This is a genomic window from Symbioplanes lichenis (assembly GCF_030709675.1).
In the GTDB taxonomy this organism is placed as follows: Bacteria; Actinomycetota; Actinomycetes; order Mycobacteriales; family Micromonosporaceae; genus Actinoplanes; species Actinoplanes lichenis.
The window spans coordinates 479,584-495,509 of the sequence record NZ_JAUZQD010000003.1 but is presented as its reverse complement, the minus strand read 5'-3'; the positions used below and the strand labels follow the sequence as shown (position 1 = coordinate 495,509).

Below are 15,926 nucleotides of genomic sequence, written 5' to 3'. Positions count from 1 at the left end.
CCTGCCCGAAAAACGGCGATGGGTCCCCGGAGACGGACTCCGGGGACCCAAGGGCCGTCAAGGTGATGCGGCGGGTGTTACTTGGTGAGCGCCGACAGCTTCGGGTCGTTGGCGTACGCCTCGGCCGCGTTGGCCTTGGTCACGGCGACCGGGGGAAGCAGGTAGGTCGGGACGACCTTGTTGCCGTTGTTGTACGACTTGGTGTCGTTGATCTGCGGCTCCTGGCCACCCTGGAGGGCCTTGACCATGTTGATGCTTTCCTTGACCAGGTTCCGCGTGTCCTTGTTGATGGTCATGTACTGCTCGCCGGCCATGATGGACTTGACCGACTCGACCTCGGAGTCCTGACCGGTGACGACCGGGACGGTCTTGCCGCGGCTCTTGATCGACTGGATGATGGCGCGGGCCAGCGTGTCGTTCGGGGAGAGGACGCCGTCCAGCTCCTTGCTGCCGTAGGTCGAGGTCAGCAGCTGGTCCATGCGGGCCTGCGCACCCTCGGCCTTCCAGCCCTGGATGGCGGTCTGCTTGACGTCCTTCTGGCCCGAGCCGACGACGACGTTGCCCTTGTCGATCTCCGGCTGGAGCACGTCCATGGCGCCCTGGAAGAAGACACCGGCGTTGTTGTCGTCGGGCGAGCCCGAGAACAGCTCGATGGTGTAGGGGCCGTTCGGCTTCTTGGCCTTCATGCCGTCCAGCAGGGCCTGGCCCTGGAGCTGGCCGACCTTGCGGTTGTCGAACGCGACGTAGTAGTCGAGGTCCGGCGTGTTGAGGATGAGGCGGTCGTACGCGATGACCTTGGCCCCGGCGGCGTGCGCGGCGGCGACCTGGGTCGACAGCTGCGCGGCGTCGGTCGCGCCGATGATGATGACCTTGGCACCCTTGGTCGTCATCGCGGTGATCTGCTGCTGCTGGTCGGCGACCGTGGTCGACGCACCGGCGTACTGGACGTCGGCCTGGAAGCCGGCTTCCTTGAGGCCGTTGGTGAACAGGTCACCGGCGAGGACCCAGTTCTCCGAGGTCTTGGCGGGCAGGGCCACGCCGATCACGGAGTTGGCCTCGAAGCCCTTGGCGCTGCCGCTGTCGCCGCTGCCGCTGTCGTCGCCCTCGCGGCCGCCGCCACACGCGGTCAGGGCCAGCATCGCGATGGCGCCGACGGCCACCGACTTGCCGAAGAAGTTACGCATTTCGGGGATTAACCCTTCTGGTGAGAGATGTAACTGGGGTGAGAGGGGGTGGGTGGCCGTTGCCGGCCACCCGGAGGCAGGCGGGGTCAGCCGCCCACAGTGGTCTTGGCGGGCTCGGGGTTCGACCCGGTCGCCCCCGGGGCCGGCGGCGTGTCCTTGCGGAACGGCCGCGTGAGGCTGCCGATGATCGAGAAGCGCCCCTGGCTCTTGTTGTAGACGTCGAGCGCGACGGCGAGCAGCAGCACCAGGCCCTTGATGATCGACACCCGGTCGGTGCCGACGCCGAGCAGCTGGAGACCGTTGTTCAGAACGGCCATGACCAGACCACCGACGATGGAGCCGGAGATCGTGCCGATGCCGCCGGAGACCGCGGCGCCACCGATGAAGACGGCCGCGATCGCGTCGAGCTCCCAGTTGAGACCGTCCTGCGGGCCGGAGGCCGCGGAGCGGGCCACGAAGATCATGCCGGCCAGCGAGGCCAGGACCGACATGTTCATCATGACGAAGAAGTTGACCCGCTTGAGCTTCACGCCGGACAGCTCGGCGGCGCGCGAGTTGCCGCCGACCGCGTAGATGTAACGGCCGCCCGCGGTGTTGCGGGTGTAGAAGCTGTAGAGCAGAACCAGCACCACGAGGATGAGGCCGGAGACCGGGAAGCTGGTGCCGACCCGGCCGCCCGCGAAGCGCAGGGTGACGAAGATCAGGACGGCCAGCATGATGGCGACCCGGATGCCGGAGACCCACAGCGGGGCGGGGTCGGCGCTCATCTCGATCCGGGTGCGCCGGGCCGACCACTCGCGCCAGACGACCGCGACGCAGGCGATGAGGCCGAGCAGCAGCGTCGAGTTGTTGTAGCCGGTGTCCGGGCCCCACTCGGGGAGGAAGCCGGCGCCGATGTCCTGGAAGCCCTCGGGCACCGGGATCGTGTTCGCGTTGCCGACGAACTGGTTGGCCCCGCGGAACAGCAGCATGCCGGCCAGCGTGACGATGAACGCGGGCACCCCGACGTACGCCACCCAGAAGCCCTGCCAGGCGCCGATGACCGCGCCGATGGCGAGGCCGAAGAGGATGGCGACCGGCCACGGGAAGTCCCACTCGGCCATCGACTTGGCGACCAGGATGCCGGTGAACGCGGCGACCGAGCCGACCGACAGGTCGATGTGGCCGGCCACGATCACCATCAGCATGCCGATGGCCAGGATGAGGATGTACGAGTTCTGCTGGAGCAGCGCGATCAGGTTGTCGGACCGCAGCGTCAGGCCGTCGCCGAAGCCCACCCCGATGTTGTTCGCGGTGAGGAGCTGGAACAGCAGGACGATCGCCACGAGGGTGAAGATCATGCCGAACTGGCGGGCGTTGGAGGTCGTGCCTCCGAAGAGGTTCTTCTGGAGTTCCTTGAATCGGCTCATCGGGTCTGCATCTTCTTCGTCGAGGTCATCTGCTTCATGAGGGATTCCGGGTTCGCCTGCTCACGGGACAGCTCGCCCGTGATCTGGCCTTCGAACACCGTGTAGATGCGGTCGCAGAGCCCGATCAGCTCAGGCAGCTCCGAGGAGATGACGATGACGCCCTTCCCCTGGTCGGCGAGCCGCTGGATGATGCCGTAGATCTCGTACTTCGCGCCCACGTCGATGCCGCGCGTGGGCTCGTCCAGGATCAGCAGGTCGGGGTCGGTGAACATCCACTTCGCCAGGACGACCTTCTGCTGGTTGCCGCCGGAGAGCTTGGAGACGCCCTCGTCCACCGTGGGCGCCTTGGTGCGCAGCTCCTTGCGGTAGGCCTCGGCGGCCTCGTACTCCTCGACCTCGCTCAGCACGCCGCGGTGCGAGATCTTGGAGAGCTTCGCGGCCACCGTCGACGTCTTGATGTCGTCGAGCAGGTTGAGGCCGATCGCCTTGCGATCCTCGCTCACGTACGCGAGACCGTGGTGGATCGCGTCGGCGACGGTCTTGAGCTGGATCTCCTTGCCGTCCTTGACGATGCGCCCCGACTGGAACACGCCGTAGGACCGGCCGAAGACGCTCATGGCCAGCTCGGTGCGGCCGGCGCCCATGAGCCCGGCGAAGCCGACGATCTCGCCCCGGCGGACGGTGAAGGTCTCGTTCTTGCAGACCAGCCGGTCGGTGATCGGGTGCTTGACGTTCCAGTTGCTGACCTCGAAGAACACCTCGCCGATCTTCGGCGTGTGGTCCGGGAAGCGGCTGCTCAGCTCGCGGCCGACCATGCCGCGCACGATCCGGTCCTCGTCGACGCCGTCGCCCTTGACGTCGAGGGTCTCGACGGTGCGGCCGTCGCGCAGGATCGTGATGGAGTCGCTGATCGCCTCGATCTCGTTCAGCTTGTGCGAGATCATGATCGAGGTGATGCCCTGCTCGCGGAAGCCGCGCAGCAGGTCGAGCAGGTGCTGCGAGTCCGCCTCGTTGAGCGCCGCGGTCGGCTCGTCGAGGATGAGCAGCTTGACGTCCTTGGCGAACGCCTTGGCGATCTCGACCAGCTGCTGCTTGCCGACGCCGATGTCCTTGATGAGCGTGTCGGGGTCCTCGTCGAGGCCGACCTGACGCATCAGCTCCTTGGCCCGCTTCTGCGCGACCTTCCAGTCGATCGCGCCGCGCCTGCGCGGCTCGTTGCCGAGGAACATGTTCTCGGTGATCGACATGTCGGGGATGAGGGCGAGCTCCTGGTGGATGATCACGATGCCGGCGCGCTCGCTCTGCCGGATGTCGGAGAACCGCGCCTCCTGCCCTTGGTAAACGATGTCACCCGAGTAAGTCCCGTACGGGTAGACGCCGCTGAGCACCTTCATCAGCGTGGACTTGCCGGCGCCGTTCTCCCCGCAGATGGCGTGGATCTCGCCGGACCTGACCACCAGGTTGACGTCCGAGAGCGCCTTGACTCCGGGGAACTCCTTGGTGATGGATCGCATCTCCAGGAGGATGGGGGCGTCTGTTGTCATCGCACGCACCACCTCTCGAACGTCATGGATGCCTCCGGAGGGGTCTGAGTCTTCGTTTTGTTGCCAGCGGCAACCTATTCCGCTCCGAAGATGATTCGCAAGTTTCGAGATCACCGGATTCGGTAACAATCTCGCAATGAAGGCCCGGAGCGCCGCGGCTGACGACCCTCGATCCCCCGCCGTCGGCTGCCATCACGGCTCTGACCTGCGGATTCGGGAAAATAGCAGGGATCAGCGGCCTGGTTGCCCCCGGCGGAACCCCTGGTGAAAGCGGTGCGACCGAACCCGACAACCGATTGCCGTACGTAATGAAGCAGTAACCCTCAGTCGCGGAGCTTGCGCAGCAGCCGGGTCAGCTCGGCGCGGTCGCCCGGGTCGAGAGCCTCGAAGAAGCGCTCCGACTCCGCCTGCCGGGCCGCCCGGATCCGCTCCCCCGCCGCCCGGCCCGCCCCGGTCAGCGAGACCAGGGTGGCGCGGCGATCGGCGGGGTCGGGTCCGCGCTCGACGAGCCCGAGGGCCTGCAGGTCGTCGACGACCTCGGTGGCCGAGCGGGCGGCGATGCGCAGGTGCTCGGCGATCGCCCCCGGGCGGCGCGGACTGTGCCGCATCAGCACCATGAGCGCGCGGGCCTGCGACGGGGAGACGTCGAGCGGCTCGAGGGTCTCGCGGCTGAGGTGCCGCAACCGCCGCGCGACGGCGAAGAACAGCTCGGTGAGGGTGCTGTCCTCGACGCTCTCCGACACGGGAATACCGTACCAGGAGGTGGTGTTGTTCCCTCATGTTGAGGTAACCTCAGCATTACACCGACGGAAGCAGGTTCCACTTGGACAGCCCCCGCAAACAACGCACTGTCACCGCCGCCGAGAAGGCTCAGGCCCGCGAGGTCTCCCTGCGCCGCATCGGCCGGCTCTTCGGCCCGCACCGCGGGCAGCTCACCGTGGTCGTGGCGATCATCGTGGCCTCCTCGGTGGTCTCCCTGGCCTCCCCCTTCCTCCTGCGCGAGGTCATCGACGTCGCCCTCCCCGATCAGAATCTCTCCCTGCTCGCCTGGCTGGTCGCCGGCATGGTCGCCGTCGCCGCCGTCACGAGCGCCTTCGGCGTCGTCCAGACCTGGATCTCCACCAAGGTCGGCCAGCAGGTCATGCACCGGCTGCGCACCGACGTCTTCCGGCACCTGCACCGGCAGTCGATCGCCTTCTTCACGCGCACCCGCACCGGCGAGGTCCAGTCCCGCATCACCAACGACATCGGCGGCATGCAGTCCGTCGTCACCTCCACCGCGACCTCGATCGCCTCGAACCTCACCACCGTCGTCGCGACCGCCGTCGCCATGGCCGCGCTCTCGTGGCAGCTGTCGCTGGTCACGCTGATCGTGCTGCCCCCGGCGATCGTGCTGAGCCGCCGCGTCGCCAAGCTGCGCCGCGAGATCACCGCGCAGCGCCAGCGCGAGCTCGCCGACCTCAACGTCACCGTCGAGGAGGGCCTGTCGGTCAGCGGCATCCAGCTCAGCAAGACCCTCGGCACCGGCGCCGCGCTGGTCGACCGGTTCACCTCCTCGTCCGAGCGCCTGATCGACCTCGAGCTGCGCTCCGAGCTGGCCGGACGCTGGCGGATGGCCGCCATGAGCATCATCTTCGCCGCGATCCCGGCCGTGCTCTATCTCAGCGCCGGGCTGCCCTTCACCGGCGGCAAGCTCAGCATCGGCACCCTGGTCGCCTTCACGTCCCTGCAGGCCGGCATCTTCCGGCCGATCATGGGCCTGCTCGGCGTGCAGGTGTCGCTGACCAGCTCGCTCGCCCTCTTCGCCCGCATCTTCGAGTACCTGGACCTGCCGGTCGAGGTCGACGAGCCCGAGCACCCCGTCGCGATCGACCCCGCCCGGGTCGCCGGCCACCTGCGCTTCGAGGACGTCACCTTCACCTATCCGGGCGCCGAGTCCGCCGCGGTCGCGGGTGTCACCCTCGACGTCCCGGCCGGCTCCTCGCTCGCCCTGGTCGGCGAGACCGGCTCCGGCAAGAGCACCCTGGCCGCACTGATCGCCCGTCTCTACGACCCGGACGCCGGCCGTGTGACCATCGACGGCGTCGACGTCCGCGACCTGCGACTGGCCGACCTCGCGGCGATCGTGGGCGTGGTCAGCCAGGAGACGTACCTGCTGCACACCACCATCCGCGAGAACCTGCGCTACGCCCGGCCGGACGCCACCGACGAGCAGATCGAGCAGGCCGCCCGGGCCGCGCAGATCCACGACCACATCGCGGCCCTGCCCGACGGCTACGACACGGTCGTCGGCTCGCGCGGCCACCGCTTCTCCGGCGGCGAGAAGCAGCGCATCGCCATCGCCCGGACCCTGCTGCGCGACCCGCGCATCCTGGTGCTGGACGAGGCCACCAGCGCGCTCGACACCGAGACCGAGCGGGCCGTGCAGCGCGCCTTCGACGAGCTGAGCAAGGGCCGCACGACGGTGACGATCGCGCACCGGCTCTCCACGGTCCGCGCCGCCGACCGGATCGCCGTGGTCGACCACGGCCGCATCCTGGAGTCGGGCAGCCACGCCGACCTGGTCGCCGAGGGCGGCCGCTACGCCCTCCTGGCGGCGTGATCGCCCACAGCGTTTCCACAAGGCCGGCTCAGGGCGCACACAAGCCCCGGGCCGACGATTCATGTCATGACAACGGTGACATCGGCCGTCCCGGGCAGCCGCCACAGCGACCCCGGCCGGCCCGCGCGGATCCTGGTGGTGGACGACGAGCCGGCCCTCACCGAGCTGCTCACCCTGGCCCTGAGCTACGAGGGCTGGGAGGTCCGCAGCGCCGGCGACGGGGCCGCCGCCCTGGAGCTGGCGACACTGTTCCCGCCCGACGCGGTGCTGCTCGACATGATGCTCCCCGACCTCGACGGCGTGGAGCTGCTGCGCCGGCTGCGCGCGACGTGGCCCGCCCTGCCGATGATGTTCGTGACGGCCCGCGACTCCGAGGAGGATCGCGCGGCGGGGCTGCGGGCGGGCGCCGACGCGTACCTGACGAAGCCCTTCGGGCTCGACGACCTGCTCGCGCACGTGCGTGAGCTGCTCGCCCCGGCCGTCCCGGGGCAGAGCGCGACGCCCGCCGCCGTGCTGCGCGCCGGCGACCTGGAGCTGCGCCCGGCCGACCGGACCGTCCGCCGCGGGGGCGCGACGATCCCGCTGACCACGGCCGAGTTCGACGTGCTGCGCACCCTCGCGGCGGCCGCCGGAGAGCCCGTGGCCGCCGCCGAACTGGCCGCCCGCCTCCCCGGCGGGCGCACCGACATCGTCGCCCTCTGCGTCGCCGCCCTGCGCCGCAAGCTCGGCCCGGTGATCGAAGCGGGCGCCGCGCTGTCCTACCGCCTGCTCTGACCCGCCTTGGCCGGCTGCGGCTTCGACATGCTCTTGCCGTCCGCCGCCGGGGCGCCCTTGTCCGCGGTCGCCTCGGTGGTCGAGGCCGGCGTCGCCGCCGCGGCCGGAGCCTGGTTACCCGAGGTGGGAGCAGCGGTCCCCGCGGTCGGAGCGGCCGCCGCGTCCGAGGCCCCCGCAGCCGCCGCGGCGCGCGCCGCGGCCTCCTGCGCCTCGAGCTCGCGCCGCCGCTCGAACGGGTCACCGTACGCGCGGATGGCCATCCGGGCGTACGACTGCTGGAAGGTCGCCACCCGCTCGGAGCGCCCGCGGCCCAGGAAGCTGACGAACCAGTGCACGACGGTCGTGAACCTGTTCTTGAAGCCGACCAGGTAGAACACGTGCACCGCGAGCCACATCAGCCAGGCCAGGAAGCCGGACAGGTGGATCTTGCCGACGCTGGCCACGGCGTGGAACCGGGAGACGGTCGCCATGCTGCCCTTGTCGAAGTACTCGAACTTCTGGCCGTCCTCCTTGCCCGCGAGCCGCCGCTTGATCATCTTGGCGGCGTGCGTGCCGCTCTGGATGGCGACCTGCGCGACGCCCGGGAGCCGGTCGAGGGCCATCATGTCGCCGACCGCGAAGATCTCCGGGTGCCCGGGCAGCGTGCAGTCGGGCTCGACCATGATCCGGCCGGCCCGGTCGGTCTGCGCGCCCGCGGCGGCGGCCAGCTTCTTGGCCAGCGGCGGGGCGGCGACACCGGCGGCCCACATCTTGGTGCGCGACTCGATGCGCTCGTGGCCGCGCTTGGTCTCGACCTCGATGCCCGTGGAGTCGACGTTGACGACCTTGGTCTCCAGCTCCACCTCGACGCCCAGCTCGTGGAGCTGCTTGAGCGCGCGGGTGGACAGCGCGTCGCCGAAGGTCTTGAGCACCGCGTCGACCGCGTCGATCAGGATGATCCGCGCCTTGCGGGTGTCGATGTGCTTGAACTGCCCGACCAGGTTGCGGTGGGCCAGCTCGGCGATCTGCCCGGCCATCTCGACGCCGGTGGGGCCCGCGCCGACGACCACGAAGGTCATCCAGCGCTCCTGCTCGACCGGGTCGGTCTGCAGGTCGGCCAGCTCGAAGCCGCCGAAGATCCGGGCGCGCAGCTCGAGCGCGTCGTCGATGCTCTTCATGCCGGGCGCGTGGTCGGCGAAGTGGTCGTTGCCGAAGTAGGACTGCGACGCGCCGGCGCCCACGATCAGCGTGTCGTACTCGACGGTGTAGCGGATGTCGGGCGCCTCGACGGAGACGACCTTCTTCTCCACGTCGACGTCGGTGACCCAGCCCAGCCGCACGTCGACGTTGTCCTGCTTGCGCAGGATCTCGCGGATCGGCGGCGCGATCTCGCCCTCGGACAGGATGCCGGTGGCCACCTGGTAGAGCAGCGGCTGGAACAGGTGGTAGGCGGTGCCGTTGATCAGCGTGATGTCCACGTCGGCGTTCTTGAGCTGTTTGCAGGCGAAGAGCCCGCCGAATCCGGCGCCGACGATCACCACGCGGTGGCGGTGAGCAGTGCGTTCAGCCATTTTCCGGGCCTCCGGTCCTCTGGTGCGCCTTGTCGTAGGTGTATCAACGAGACGTGGAGTCTCAGTTCGTCCTCTTCCCCGGTCGTCACCATGTCCTAACCAGGTTCCAGGCGAGGTGTCTGGCCGGTTTCCCCGATGCGACGATCATATGGGCGGTAACGTCCGCCAATCATGCGAATACGAAGCGGAACCCAGTTCCGTACCACCGGCGCGAGGCCGCCATCGAGCGGTTCAGCGTGCTCACGGGCCTGCGTTCGCTGGTCGTGCCGGTCTTCGACACCGCGCCGACCGACCGCTTCGCCGAGGTGACCCTCAAAAACGTGACGGTCGCCACGGGGTTGACATTGACCCCGTCGAACACGGTCGTGGCCTGTTCCACGCCCGCCGTCGCGGCTCTCTACGCGGCGCTCGGCTTCAAGGTCGCCCCGGTCGAAGACGGCGTCTCGCCGGAGCCCGAGCGCCCGTGGGACGTGCTGCTGCGCCTGGCCGCCGGCGACGAGACCTGGCGTGAGCTGGCTCACGAGGCGACCGTCGACGTGTTCGACCGCTACCGGCTGACCGAGACCGTCCGCTCGGTGGTCAACGACCCGGTGGTCGGTGACGAGGGCGGGCTGACCGCGACGCGCGACTACCGTACGTACGCCGAGGCCTTCGCGGACGCCGCCCAGCGCAAGTGGCGGACGGTGCGCCCGCACGTGCGGCCCGGGCGGATCGTCGACATCGGCTGCGGTGCCGGTGCCGTGCTCGAGGAGGCCGACCGTGAGCCCGCGCTGCGCGAGAGCGACCTGATCGGCGTCGAGATCGCCCGCCACCTCTACGAAGAGTGCGTCCACAAGAAGGCGCAGGGCGTCTTCCGCAACGCCAATGTCTACTTCTACCGCCGCAACGTGCTCGGCGGCGCCGTCCTGCCGCCGCGGTCGGTGGACACGACGCTGACGTTCGCGCTCACCCACGAGATCTGGTCCTACGGCTCCCAGGAGGCGTCGCTGCGCGCCTTCGTCCAGGCCATCTACGACCACACCGCCCCCGGCGGCGTCTGGATCAACAGCGACGTCTGCGGCCCCGACGGGCGGGACCGCCGCGTCCACCTCACCCTGCGGACCGACGACGGCCTTCCCCATCCTGTACGCCATGACCTGGCGGAACTGGCCTCGTCCGAGGTGACCGCGCACGTCGCCGCCCTCTCCACCCGGGCCCGCCTCGACCAGTTCGCCGCCGACTACAAGTTCCCGTTCACCTACCGCCCGGTGTCCGGCGACACGGTCGAGCTGACCCTGGGCGACGCCATGGACTTCCTGACCCGCAAGGACTACACGGACAACTGGCTGTCGGAGACCCAGGAGCAGTTCTGCGGCTTCGAGTTCGCGGACTGGAAGAGCCTGCTCACCGACGTCGGCTTCGAGCTCGACCCGGCCTCGGAGACCACCCGCAACGACTGGATCGTCGAGAACCGCCTGGCCCCGGTCGCGTCCCTGCGCACCCCGGCGAGCGAGCCGCTCGACTGGCCCGTCACCCACGTCCTCTTCGTCGCCCGCCGCCCCCTCAACACGTAAGGGCCAACTTTCATAAGTCGAGTTATGATAACTCGACTTATGAAAGATGGTGATCATGGCAGCCTTGCTCAAGCCGCCTGAGATGTTCGACCGGGAGCCGGAGTGGCGCGCACTCACCGCCTTCGCCGCCGACCCCGCGCCGGGCGCCACCCTGGGCGTGGTGTCGGGGCGACGACGGCAGGGCAAGACCTTCCTGCTGCGCGCCTTGTGCCGGGCCGCCGGCGGCTTCTACTTCGCCGCCGACGAGGGGACGGACCGGGAGTCGCTCGACCGGCTGGGCGCGACGCTGGCCGAGCACCTCGGGGCTCCGGCGCCCTTCTCCTTGGAGACCTGGCACAGCGCCGTCGACGCGCTGCTGGCCCTCGGACGGGACCAGCAGATCCCGGTCGTGATCGACGAGTTCCCGTACCTGGTGCGGGCGAACCCCCAGCTGCCCTCGATCATCCAGAACGCGCTCGCCCCCCTGCGCCCCGAGCGCGACACCAGCCGGACGCGGTTGCTCCTGTGCGGGTCGGCCATGTCCTTCATGGGCCGGCTGCTCAGCGGCAACGCACCTCTGCGCGGCCGGGCCGGCCTCGAGCTGATCGTGCCGACGCTCGATCATCAGCTGGCGGCGGAGTTCTGGGGCATCGAGGATCCCGTCACCGCCCTCAAGGCGAACGCGATCGTCGGTGGCACCCCGGCCTACCGCCGGGAGTTCGCCCGCGACGACACCCCGGCCGGCCCGGACGACTTCGACGCCTGGGTGCTGCGGACCGTGCTGTCGCCGGCCAGCCCGCTCTTCCGCGAGGCTCGCTACCTGCTCGCGGACGAGCCCGAGCTGCACGACGCCGGCCTCTACCACTCGGTGCTCGCCGCCATTGCCGCGGGCAACACCCAGCGCGGCGGCATCGCGTCCTTCCTGGGCCGCAAGTCCGGCGACCTGGCGCACCCGCTCACCGTGCTCGAGGACTGCGGGCTCATCACTCGCGAGCCGGACGTCTTCAAGGCCAACCGCACCCGGTTCCGCATCGCCGAGCCGCTGGTGACCTTCTATCACGGCGTCATGCGCCCGATCTGGGCCGACCTCGAGCACACCCGGGACGCGACCCGGCTGTGGCAGCGGTCCGCGCGGCGCTTCTCGGGCGGCATTCTCGGACCGCACTTCGAGCACATCTGCCGGGAATGGTCCCGGCACATGGCGCCGGAGGAGATGTTCGGCGACTTCCCCAACCAGGTGGGCAGCGGCACCGTCAACGATCCGGGCCGGCACACCATGTACGAAGTTGATCTCGCGGTCTTCGGCCTGGACGACGACAACCGGCGGCCGCTGCTGGCCGTGGGCGAGGCCAGGTGGGGCGAGACGATGGGACTCGGCCATCTCGAGCGGTTGCGCCGCATCCGAGCGCTGCTCGTGGCGCAGGGGCGGCTCGGGGCCGAGCGGGCCCGGCTGGCCTGCTTCTCCGGGGCCGGCTTCACCGACGAGCTGGTCGCGGCGGCCGCGGCGGACGAGAGGATCGTGCTCGCCGGGGTCGCCGACCTCTACCGCTGAGCCGCCGCAACCTGGTTGCCCCTCGGTGGTCACCGGGCACGCACGATCCCGGCCGACTGTTGGCGTGTGCGAAAGACGCTGGTAGCAGGGGCGCTCGCGGTCACGACGGTGGCCGGGGCGCTGACGACCGGGGCCGGGGGCGGGCCGTTCACCGCCCGGCCGGCCGTGACCACGACGCCGGACGCGGCCAGGACGCTGATCCCGGCCCGGACGCCGGCCACGGGGACGCCGATCGCGGCCCAGACGCCCGCCACGAGGACGCCGATCGCGGCCCGGACGCCCGCCACGAGGACGCCGGCCGCGATCGAGGCGTCGATCCCGGCCGTGGTGACGAAGGGGCGGCCCGCGCGGGTGGTCAGCACGGCGCTCGACGCGGCGGGGCGGCCCGTGGTCAGTGTGCGGACGGTGACCGACCGGGCTGCGGCGCTCGCGCTCGTGCGGGACGGGGGCGAGATCGACGCCGTCGCGCACACGTCGGAGGTGCCGGCCGGATCGGATCCGTACCGGGCCAGTCAGTGGGATTTTGCCAAGATCGGCGTGGCCGGGGCGTGGGAGCGGTCGACCGGGGCCGGGGTGATCGTCGCGGTGATCGACACCGGGGTGGACGCCGGGCACCCGGATCTGGCGGGGCACGTGCTGCCGGGGATCGACCTGGTGGCGGGCACGTCGGGGACCAGCACCGATCCGAACGGCCACGGGACGCACGTGGCGGGGACGATCGCCGCGGTGACCGGGAACGGCGTGGGCATCTCGGCCGTCGCGCCGGACGCGAAGATCCTGCCGATCCGGGTGCTGGACGCGGACGGCAGCGGCGACATGTCGGATGTCGCGACCGGCATCGTGTATGCGGCCGACCACGGCGCGGATGTCGTCAACCTGTCGCTGGGATCCACGACGCAGCTGACGGCGGTGACGCAGGCGGTCGCGTACGCGCGGGGCAAGGGTGTCACCGTGGTCGCCGCCGCGGGCAACGACGGGCAGAAGGGCAACCCGGCCAGCTATCCGGGCGCCGACGCGGGCGTGCTCGCGGTGGCGGCCACCGACTCGTCCGACCAGGTCGCCGCCTATTCGACCCGGGGCAGCTATGTCGATGTCGCCGCGCCGGGCACCACCATCGTCAGCACCTATCCGGGCGGCTACGCGACCGAGAGCGGCACGTCCATGGCGTCGCCGCACGTCGCCGCCGTGGCCGCGCTGCTCGAGGCGGCCCGGCCCGATGGGACCCCGGACGACATCGAACGGATCCTGGAGGACACCGCCGTGGATCTGGGGGCCGGCGGCAAGGACACCAGCTACGGGTACGGCCGGATCGACGCCCTCGCGGCCCTGACGGCGGCCGCCCCGGCGACTGCCACGCCGGTCCCGGCCCCGACGACGGTCACACCGTCCCCGGCCGCGACCCACGACCCGACCCCGACACCGACACCGACAGTCACCGTGACCCCGGCGCCCGCGCCCAAGGTGACCCCGAGGATCACGGTCGTCGCCGGCACCCGGGTGGTGAACCACGGCGACCGCATCGTCACGCGCTACACCGTCACCGCCGCGGGCCGGGCGTGGAGCGGCCACGCGGTGCAGATCTGCGCGTCGACCGCCGGCAAGCCCTTCGCCTGCACGACCGGCGTCACCACCTCCGCCGGCACCGTGACCGTGTCCGCCACCGCCACCGCCGCCCGCCGGGTCCGCCTGACCGTGCCGGCCACCGCCACCTTGGTCGCCGTCAGCTCCCCGATCACGACCTACTCGGTGCGGCCGCGGATCACCGTCACCCGCACCGGCGTGCACACCATCCGCATCACGATGGCCGGCGTGGGCGGCCAGCGCGTCCAGCTCCAGCGCTGGACCGGATCCACCTGGCGGGCGGCCGGATCCTACGCGGCCGCCACCAGCCGCACGGTGAGGAGCCTGGTCGCCGGCGCCCGCTACCGCGTCGTCGTCCCCGCCACCACGACCCTGGCCGCGGCCACCAGCGCCACGGTCAAGGCCTGAGCACGGGCATCGCGGAGGTGAGCATGGCCCGCCAGTGCGGCAGCGGCGCGATCCCCGTCCCCGCCCAGCGGTCGTGGCCCAGCACGCTGTAAGCCGGCCGCCGGGCGGGCCGCGGGAACCGGTCGCTGGTCGTCGGCCGGACCCGCGCCGGATCCAGCCCGGCCTCCTCGAACACCGCCCGCGCCAGCCCGTGCCACGTCGTCGACCCCGCCGCCGTCCCGTGATAGACGCCGGGCGCCGCGCCCGACGACGCGAGGGCGACCAGCTGGCGGGCCAGGGCCAGGGACCACGTCGGGGGCCCCTGCTGATCGGTCACCACGTCGACGGTCTCGTGCGACCCGGCCAGCCGCAGCATCGTCCGGACGAAGTTCGGCCCGTGCTCGCCGTAGAGCCACGCCGTCCGCACCACGTATCCGCCGTGCGCCAGAACGGCCCGCTCCCCCGCGGCCTTCGACTGCCCGTAGGCGTTGACGGGATCCACGGGAGCGTCCTCCGCGTACGGGAAAGCCGCCGTGCCGGGAAAGACGTAGTCCGTGGAGACGTGGATCAGGCGCTTGCCGGCCGCGGCGGCGAGGACGGCGACGGCATCACCGTTGACCGCCGTGGCGGCACCGGGCGAGGACTCCGCGCCGTCGACATCGGTCCAGGCGGCCGTGTTCACCACCACGTCCGCCCCGGCGACCGCCGCCCGGACCGCCGCCGCATCGGTGATGTCGAGCTCGGCCCGGGTCGCGGCGACCACGTCGGCACCGGCCAGCACCGCGCACACATCGCGGCCCAGCATCCCGCCCGCGCCGGTGACGAGCCAGCGCATCAGAGGGCGGCCCGGTTCTTCAGCGGCTCCCACCAGCCGCGGTGGTCGCGGTACCACGCCACGGTCGAGGCCAGCCCGGCGTCGAGCGTGACCTGCGGCGCGTACCCCAGCTCTTCGCTGATCTTGGTGATGTCCAGCGAGTAGCGCCGGTCGTGACCCTTGCGGTCGCTGACCGGCTGCACCCTGTCCCAGCCCGCGCCGCACGCCTCGAGCAGCCGCCCGGTGAGTTCTTTGTTCGACAACTCGGTGCCGCCGCCGATGTTGTAGATCTCCCCCGCGCGGCCCTTGTCCAGGGCGAGCTGGATCCCGCGGCAGTGGTCGGAGACGTGCAGCCAGTCGCGGATGTTGCCGCCGTCGCCGTAGAGCGGGACCGGCTTGCCGTCCAGCAAGTTGGTGACGAAGAGCGGGATGACCTTCTCGGGGAACTGGTAGGGCCCGTAGTTGTTGGAGCACCGGGTCACCACGACGTCCATGCCGTGGGTGCGGTGCGCGGCGAGGGCCAGGAGGTCCGAGCCGGCCTTCGACGCCGCGTACGGGGAATTGGGCGCGACGGGCCACGTCTCGGTCCACGAGCCCTGGTCGATGGATCCGTACACCTCGTCGGTGGACACGTGCAGGAACCGGCCGACGCCGGCCGCGCGCGCCGCGTCGAGCAGCACCTGGGTGCCGAGCACGTTGGTGGTCACGAACGGGAGCGCGCCGGAGATCGACCGGTCCACATGGGACTCGGCCGCGAAGTGCACCACGGCGTCGTGGCCCGGGAGGAGCTGCCGCACCAGATCGGCGTCGCCGATGTCCCCTTGCACAAAATCGAGCCGCGGGGAAGAGGGCAGGTTCGCGCGATTGCCCGAATAGGACAACAGGTCCAGAACAGTCACGGACGCGCCCGCCGCACCGGAGAATTCATCCCGCAGGAGGGCGCGTACATAGGCCGATCCGATGAATCCGGCGCCGCCGGTCACGAAAATCCGCACGA

The 15,926-nt window shown here is 70.7% G+C and carries 12 protein-coding genes; 5 read left to right on the top strand and 7 right to left on the bottom strand.

Annotated features, from left to right (window positions below; translation table 11 throughout):
- Positions 1–77: 77 nt before the first annotated feature.
- The 4 genes from RAN62_RS09350 to RAN62_RS09335 all read right to left on the bottom strand — a co-directional run bounded on the left by RAN62_RS09350 (position 78) and on the right by RAN62_RS09335 (position 4,880).
- Positions 78–1,184 carry a substrate-binding domain-containing protein gene (locus RAN62_RS09350; protein ID WP_305784122.1) on the bottom strand — a complete coding sequence of 369 codons (1,107 nt, stop codon included), beginning with the start codon at positions 1,182–1,184 and terminating at the stop codon, positions 78–80.
- A gap of 86 nt (positions 1,185–1,270) precedes the next feature.
- Entirely contained in the window at positions 1,271–2,593 is a 1,323-nt protein-coding gene (gene mmsB, locus RAN62_RS09345; RefSeq protein ID WP_305784121.1) for a multiple monosaccharide ABC transporter permease, read from the bottom strand.
- The gene (gene mmsA, locus RAN62_RS09340) at positions 2,590–4,137 is read right to left on the bottom strand and encodes a multiple monosaccharide ABC transporter ATP-binding protein (protein ID WP_305784120.1); all 1,548 of its coding nucleotides are present in this window, start codon (positions 4,135–4,137) and stop codon (positions 2,590–2,592) included. The genes mmsB and mmsA overlap by 4 nt, the downstream gene beginning before the upstream one ends.
- 323 nt (positions 4,138–4,460) lie before the next feature.
- A complete protein-coding gene (locus tag RAN62_RS09335) occupies positions 4,461–4,880 on the bottom strand; it encodes a MarR family winged helix-turn-helix transcriptional regulator (RefSeq protein WP_305784119.1) in 420 nt (139 codons plus the stop codon).
- An 80-nt stretch (positions 4,881–4,960) separates the two neighbouring features.
- Here RAN62_RS09335 and RAN62_RS09330 point away from each other — a divergent pair, with 80 nt between their 5' ends.
- On the top strand, positions 4,961–6,739 hold the full coding sequence (locus RAN62_RS09330) for an ABC transporter ATP-binding protein (RefSeq protein ID WP_305784118.1): 1,779 nt from the start codon (positions 4,961–4,963) through the stop codon (positions 6,737–6,739).
- 66 nt (positions 6,740–6,805) lie between these two features.
- Positions 6,806–7,513 carry a response regulator transcription factor gene (locus tag RAN62_RS09325; protein WP_305784117.1) on the top strand — a complete coding sequence of 236 codons (708 nt, stop codon included), beginning with the start codon at positions 6,806–6,808 and terminating at the stop codon, positions 7,511–7,513.
- On the opposite strand, the gene RAN62_RS09320 is transcribed toward RAN62_RS09325, so the two are convergent.
- Positions 7,498–9,063, bottom strand: a complete 1,566-nt coding sequence (locus tag RAN62_RS09320) for an NAD(P)/FAD-dependent oxidoreductase (protein ID WP_305784116.1) — start codon at positions 9,061–9,063, stop codon at positions 7,498–7,500. The two genes, RAN62_RS09325 and RAN62_RS09320, sit on opposite strands and share 16 nt — an antisense overlap.
- Positions 9,064–9,299: 236 nt before the next feature.
- On the opposite strand from RAN62_RS09320, the gene RAN62_RS09315 reads away from it, so the two are divergent.
- From RAN62_RS09315 to RAN62_RS09305, 3 genes are all read left to right on the top strand, one after another.
- On the top strand, positions 9,300–10,616 hold the full coding sequence (locus RAN62_RS09315) for a class I SAM-dependent methyltransferase (protein ID WP_305784115.1): 1,317 nt from the start codon (positions 9,300–9,302) through the stop codon (positions 10,614–10,616).
- Between the two features lie 55 nt (positions 10,617–10,671).
- Positions 10,672–12,147, top strand: coding sequence for an AAA family ATPase (locus RAN62_RS09310; RefSeq protein ID WP_305784114.1), 1,476 nt, complete (start codon positions 10,672–10,674; stop codon positions 12,145–12,147).
- A 66-nt stretch (positions 12,148–12,213) separates the two neighbouring features.
- Positions 12,214–14,136: a S8 family serine peptidase gene (locus RAN62_RS09305; RefSeq protein WP_305784113.1), complete on the top strand. Its 1,923-nt coding sequence runs from the start codon at positions 12,214–12,216 to the stop codon at positions 14,134–14,136.
- Here the strand turns inward: RAN62_RS09305 and rfbD are convergent.
- Positions 14,126–14,950 carry a dTDP-4-dehydrorhamnose reductase gene (gene rfbD / locus RAN62_RS09300; RefSeq protein ID WP_305784112.1) on the bottom strand — a complete coding sequence of 275 codons (825 nt, stop codon included), beginning with the start codon at positions 14,948–14,950 and terminating at the stop codon, positions 14,126–14,128. The genes RAN62_RS09305 and rfbD overlap by 11 nt on opposite strands.
- Positions 14,950–15,924 carry a dTDP-glucose 4,6-dehydratase gene (rfbB, locus tag RAN62_RS09295; RefSeq protein ID WP_305784111.1) on the bottom strand — a complete coding sequence of 325 codons (975 nt, stop codon included), beginning with the start codon at positions 15,922–15,924 and terminating at the stop codon, positions 14,950–14,952. The genes rfbD and rfbB overlap by 1 nt, the downstream gene beginning before the upstream one ends.
- Positions 15,925–15,926 lie beyond the last annotated feature (2 nt).

Bases quoted from the DNA above. Each gene is read 5' to 3' on its own strand.
- RAN62_RS09350 (WP_305784122.1), bottom strand. From the start codon at position 1,184: ATGCGTAACTTCTTCGGCAAGTCGGTGGCCGTCGGCGCCATCGCGATG.
- mmsB (WP_305784121.1), bottom strand. From the start codon at position 2,593: ATGAGCCGATTCAAGGAACTCCAGAAGAACCTCTTCGGAGGCACGACC.
- mmsA (WP_305784120.1), bottom strand. From the start codon at position 4,137: ATGACAACAGACGCCCCCATCCTCCTGGAGATGCGATCCATCACCAAG.
- RAN62_RS09325 (WP_305784117.1), top strand. From the start codon at position 6,806: ATGACAACGGTGACATCGGCCGTCCCGGGCAGCCGCCACAGCGACCCC.
- RAN62_RS09320 (WP_305784116.1), bottom strand. From the start codon at position 9,063: ATGGCTGAACGCACTGCTCACCGCCACCGCGTGGTGATCGTCGGCGCC.
- RAN62_RS09310 (WP_305784114.1), top strand. From the start codon at position 10,672: ATGGCAGCCTTGCTCAAGCCGCCTGAGATGTTCGACCGGGAGCCGGAG.
- rfbD (WP_305784112.1), bottom strand. From the start codon at position 14,950: ATGCGCTGGCTCGTCACCGGCGCGGGCGGGATGCTGGGCCGCGATGTG.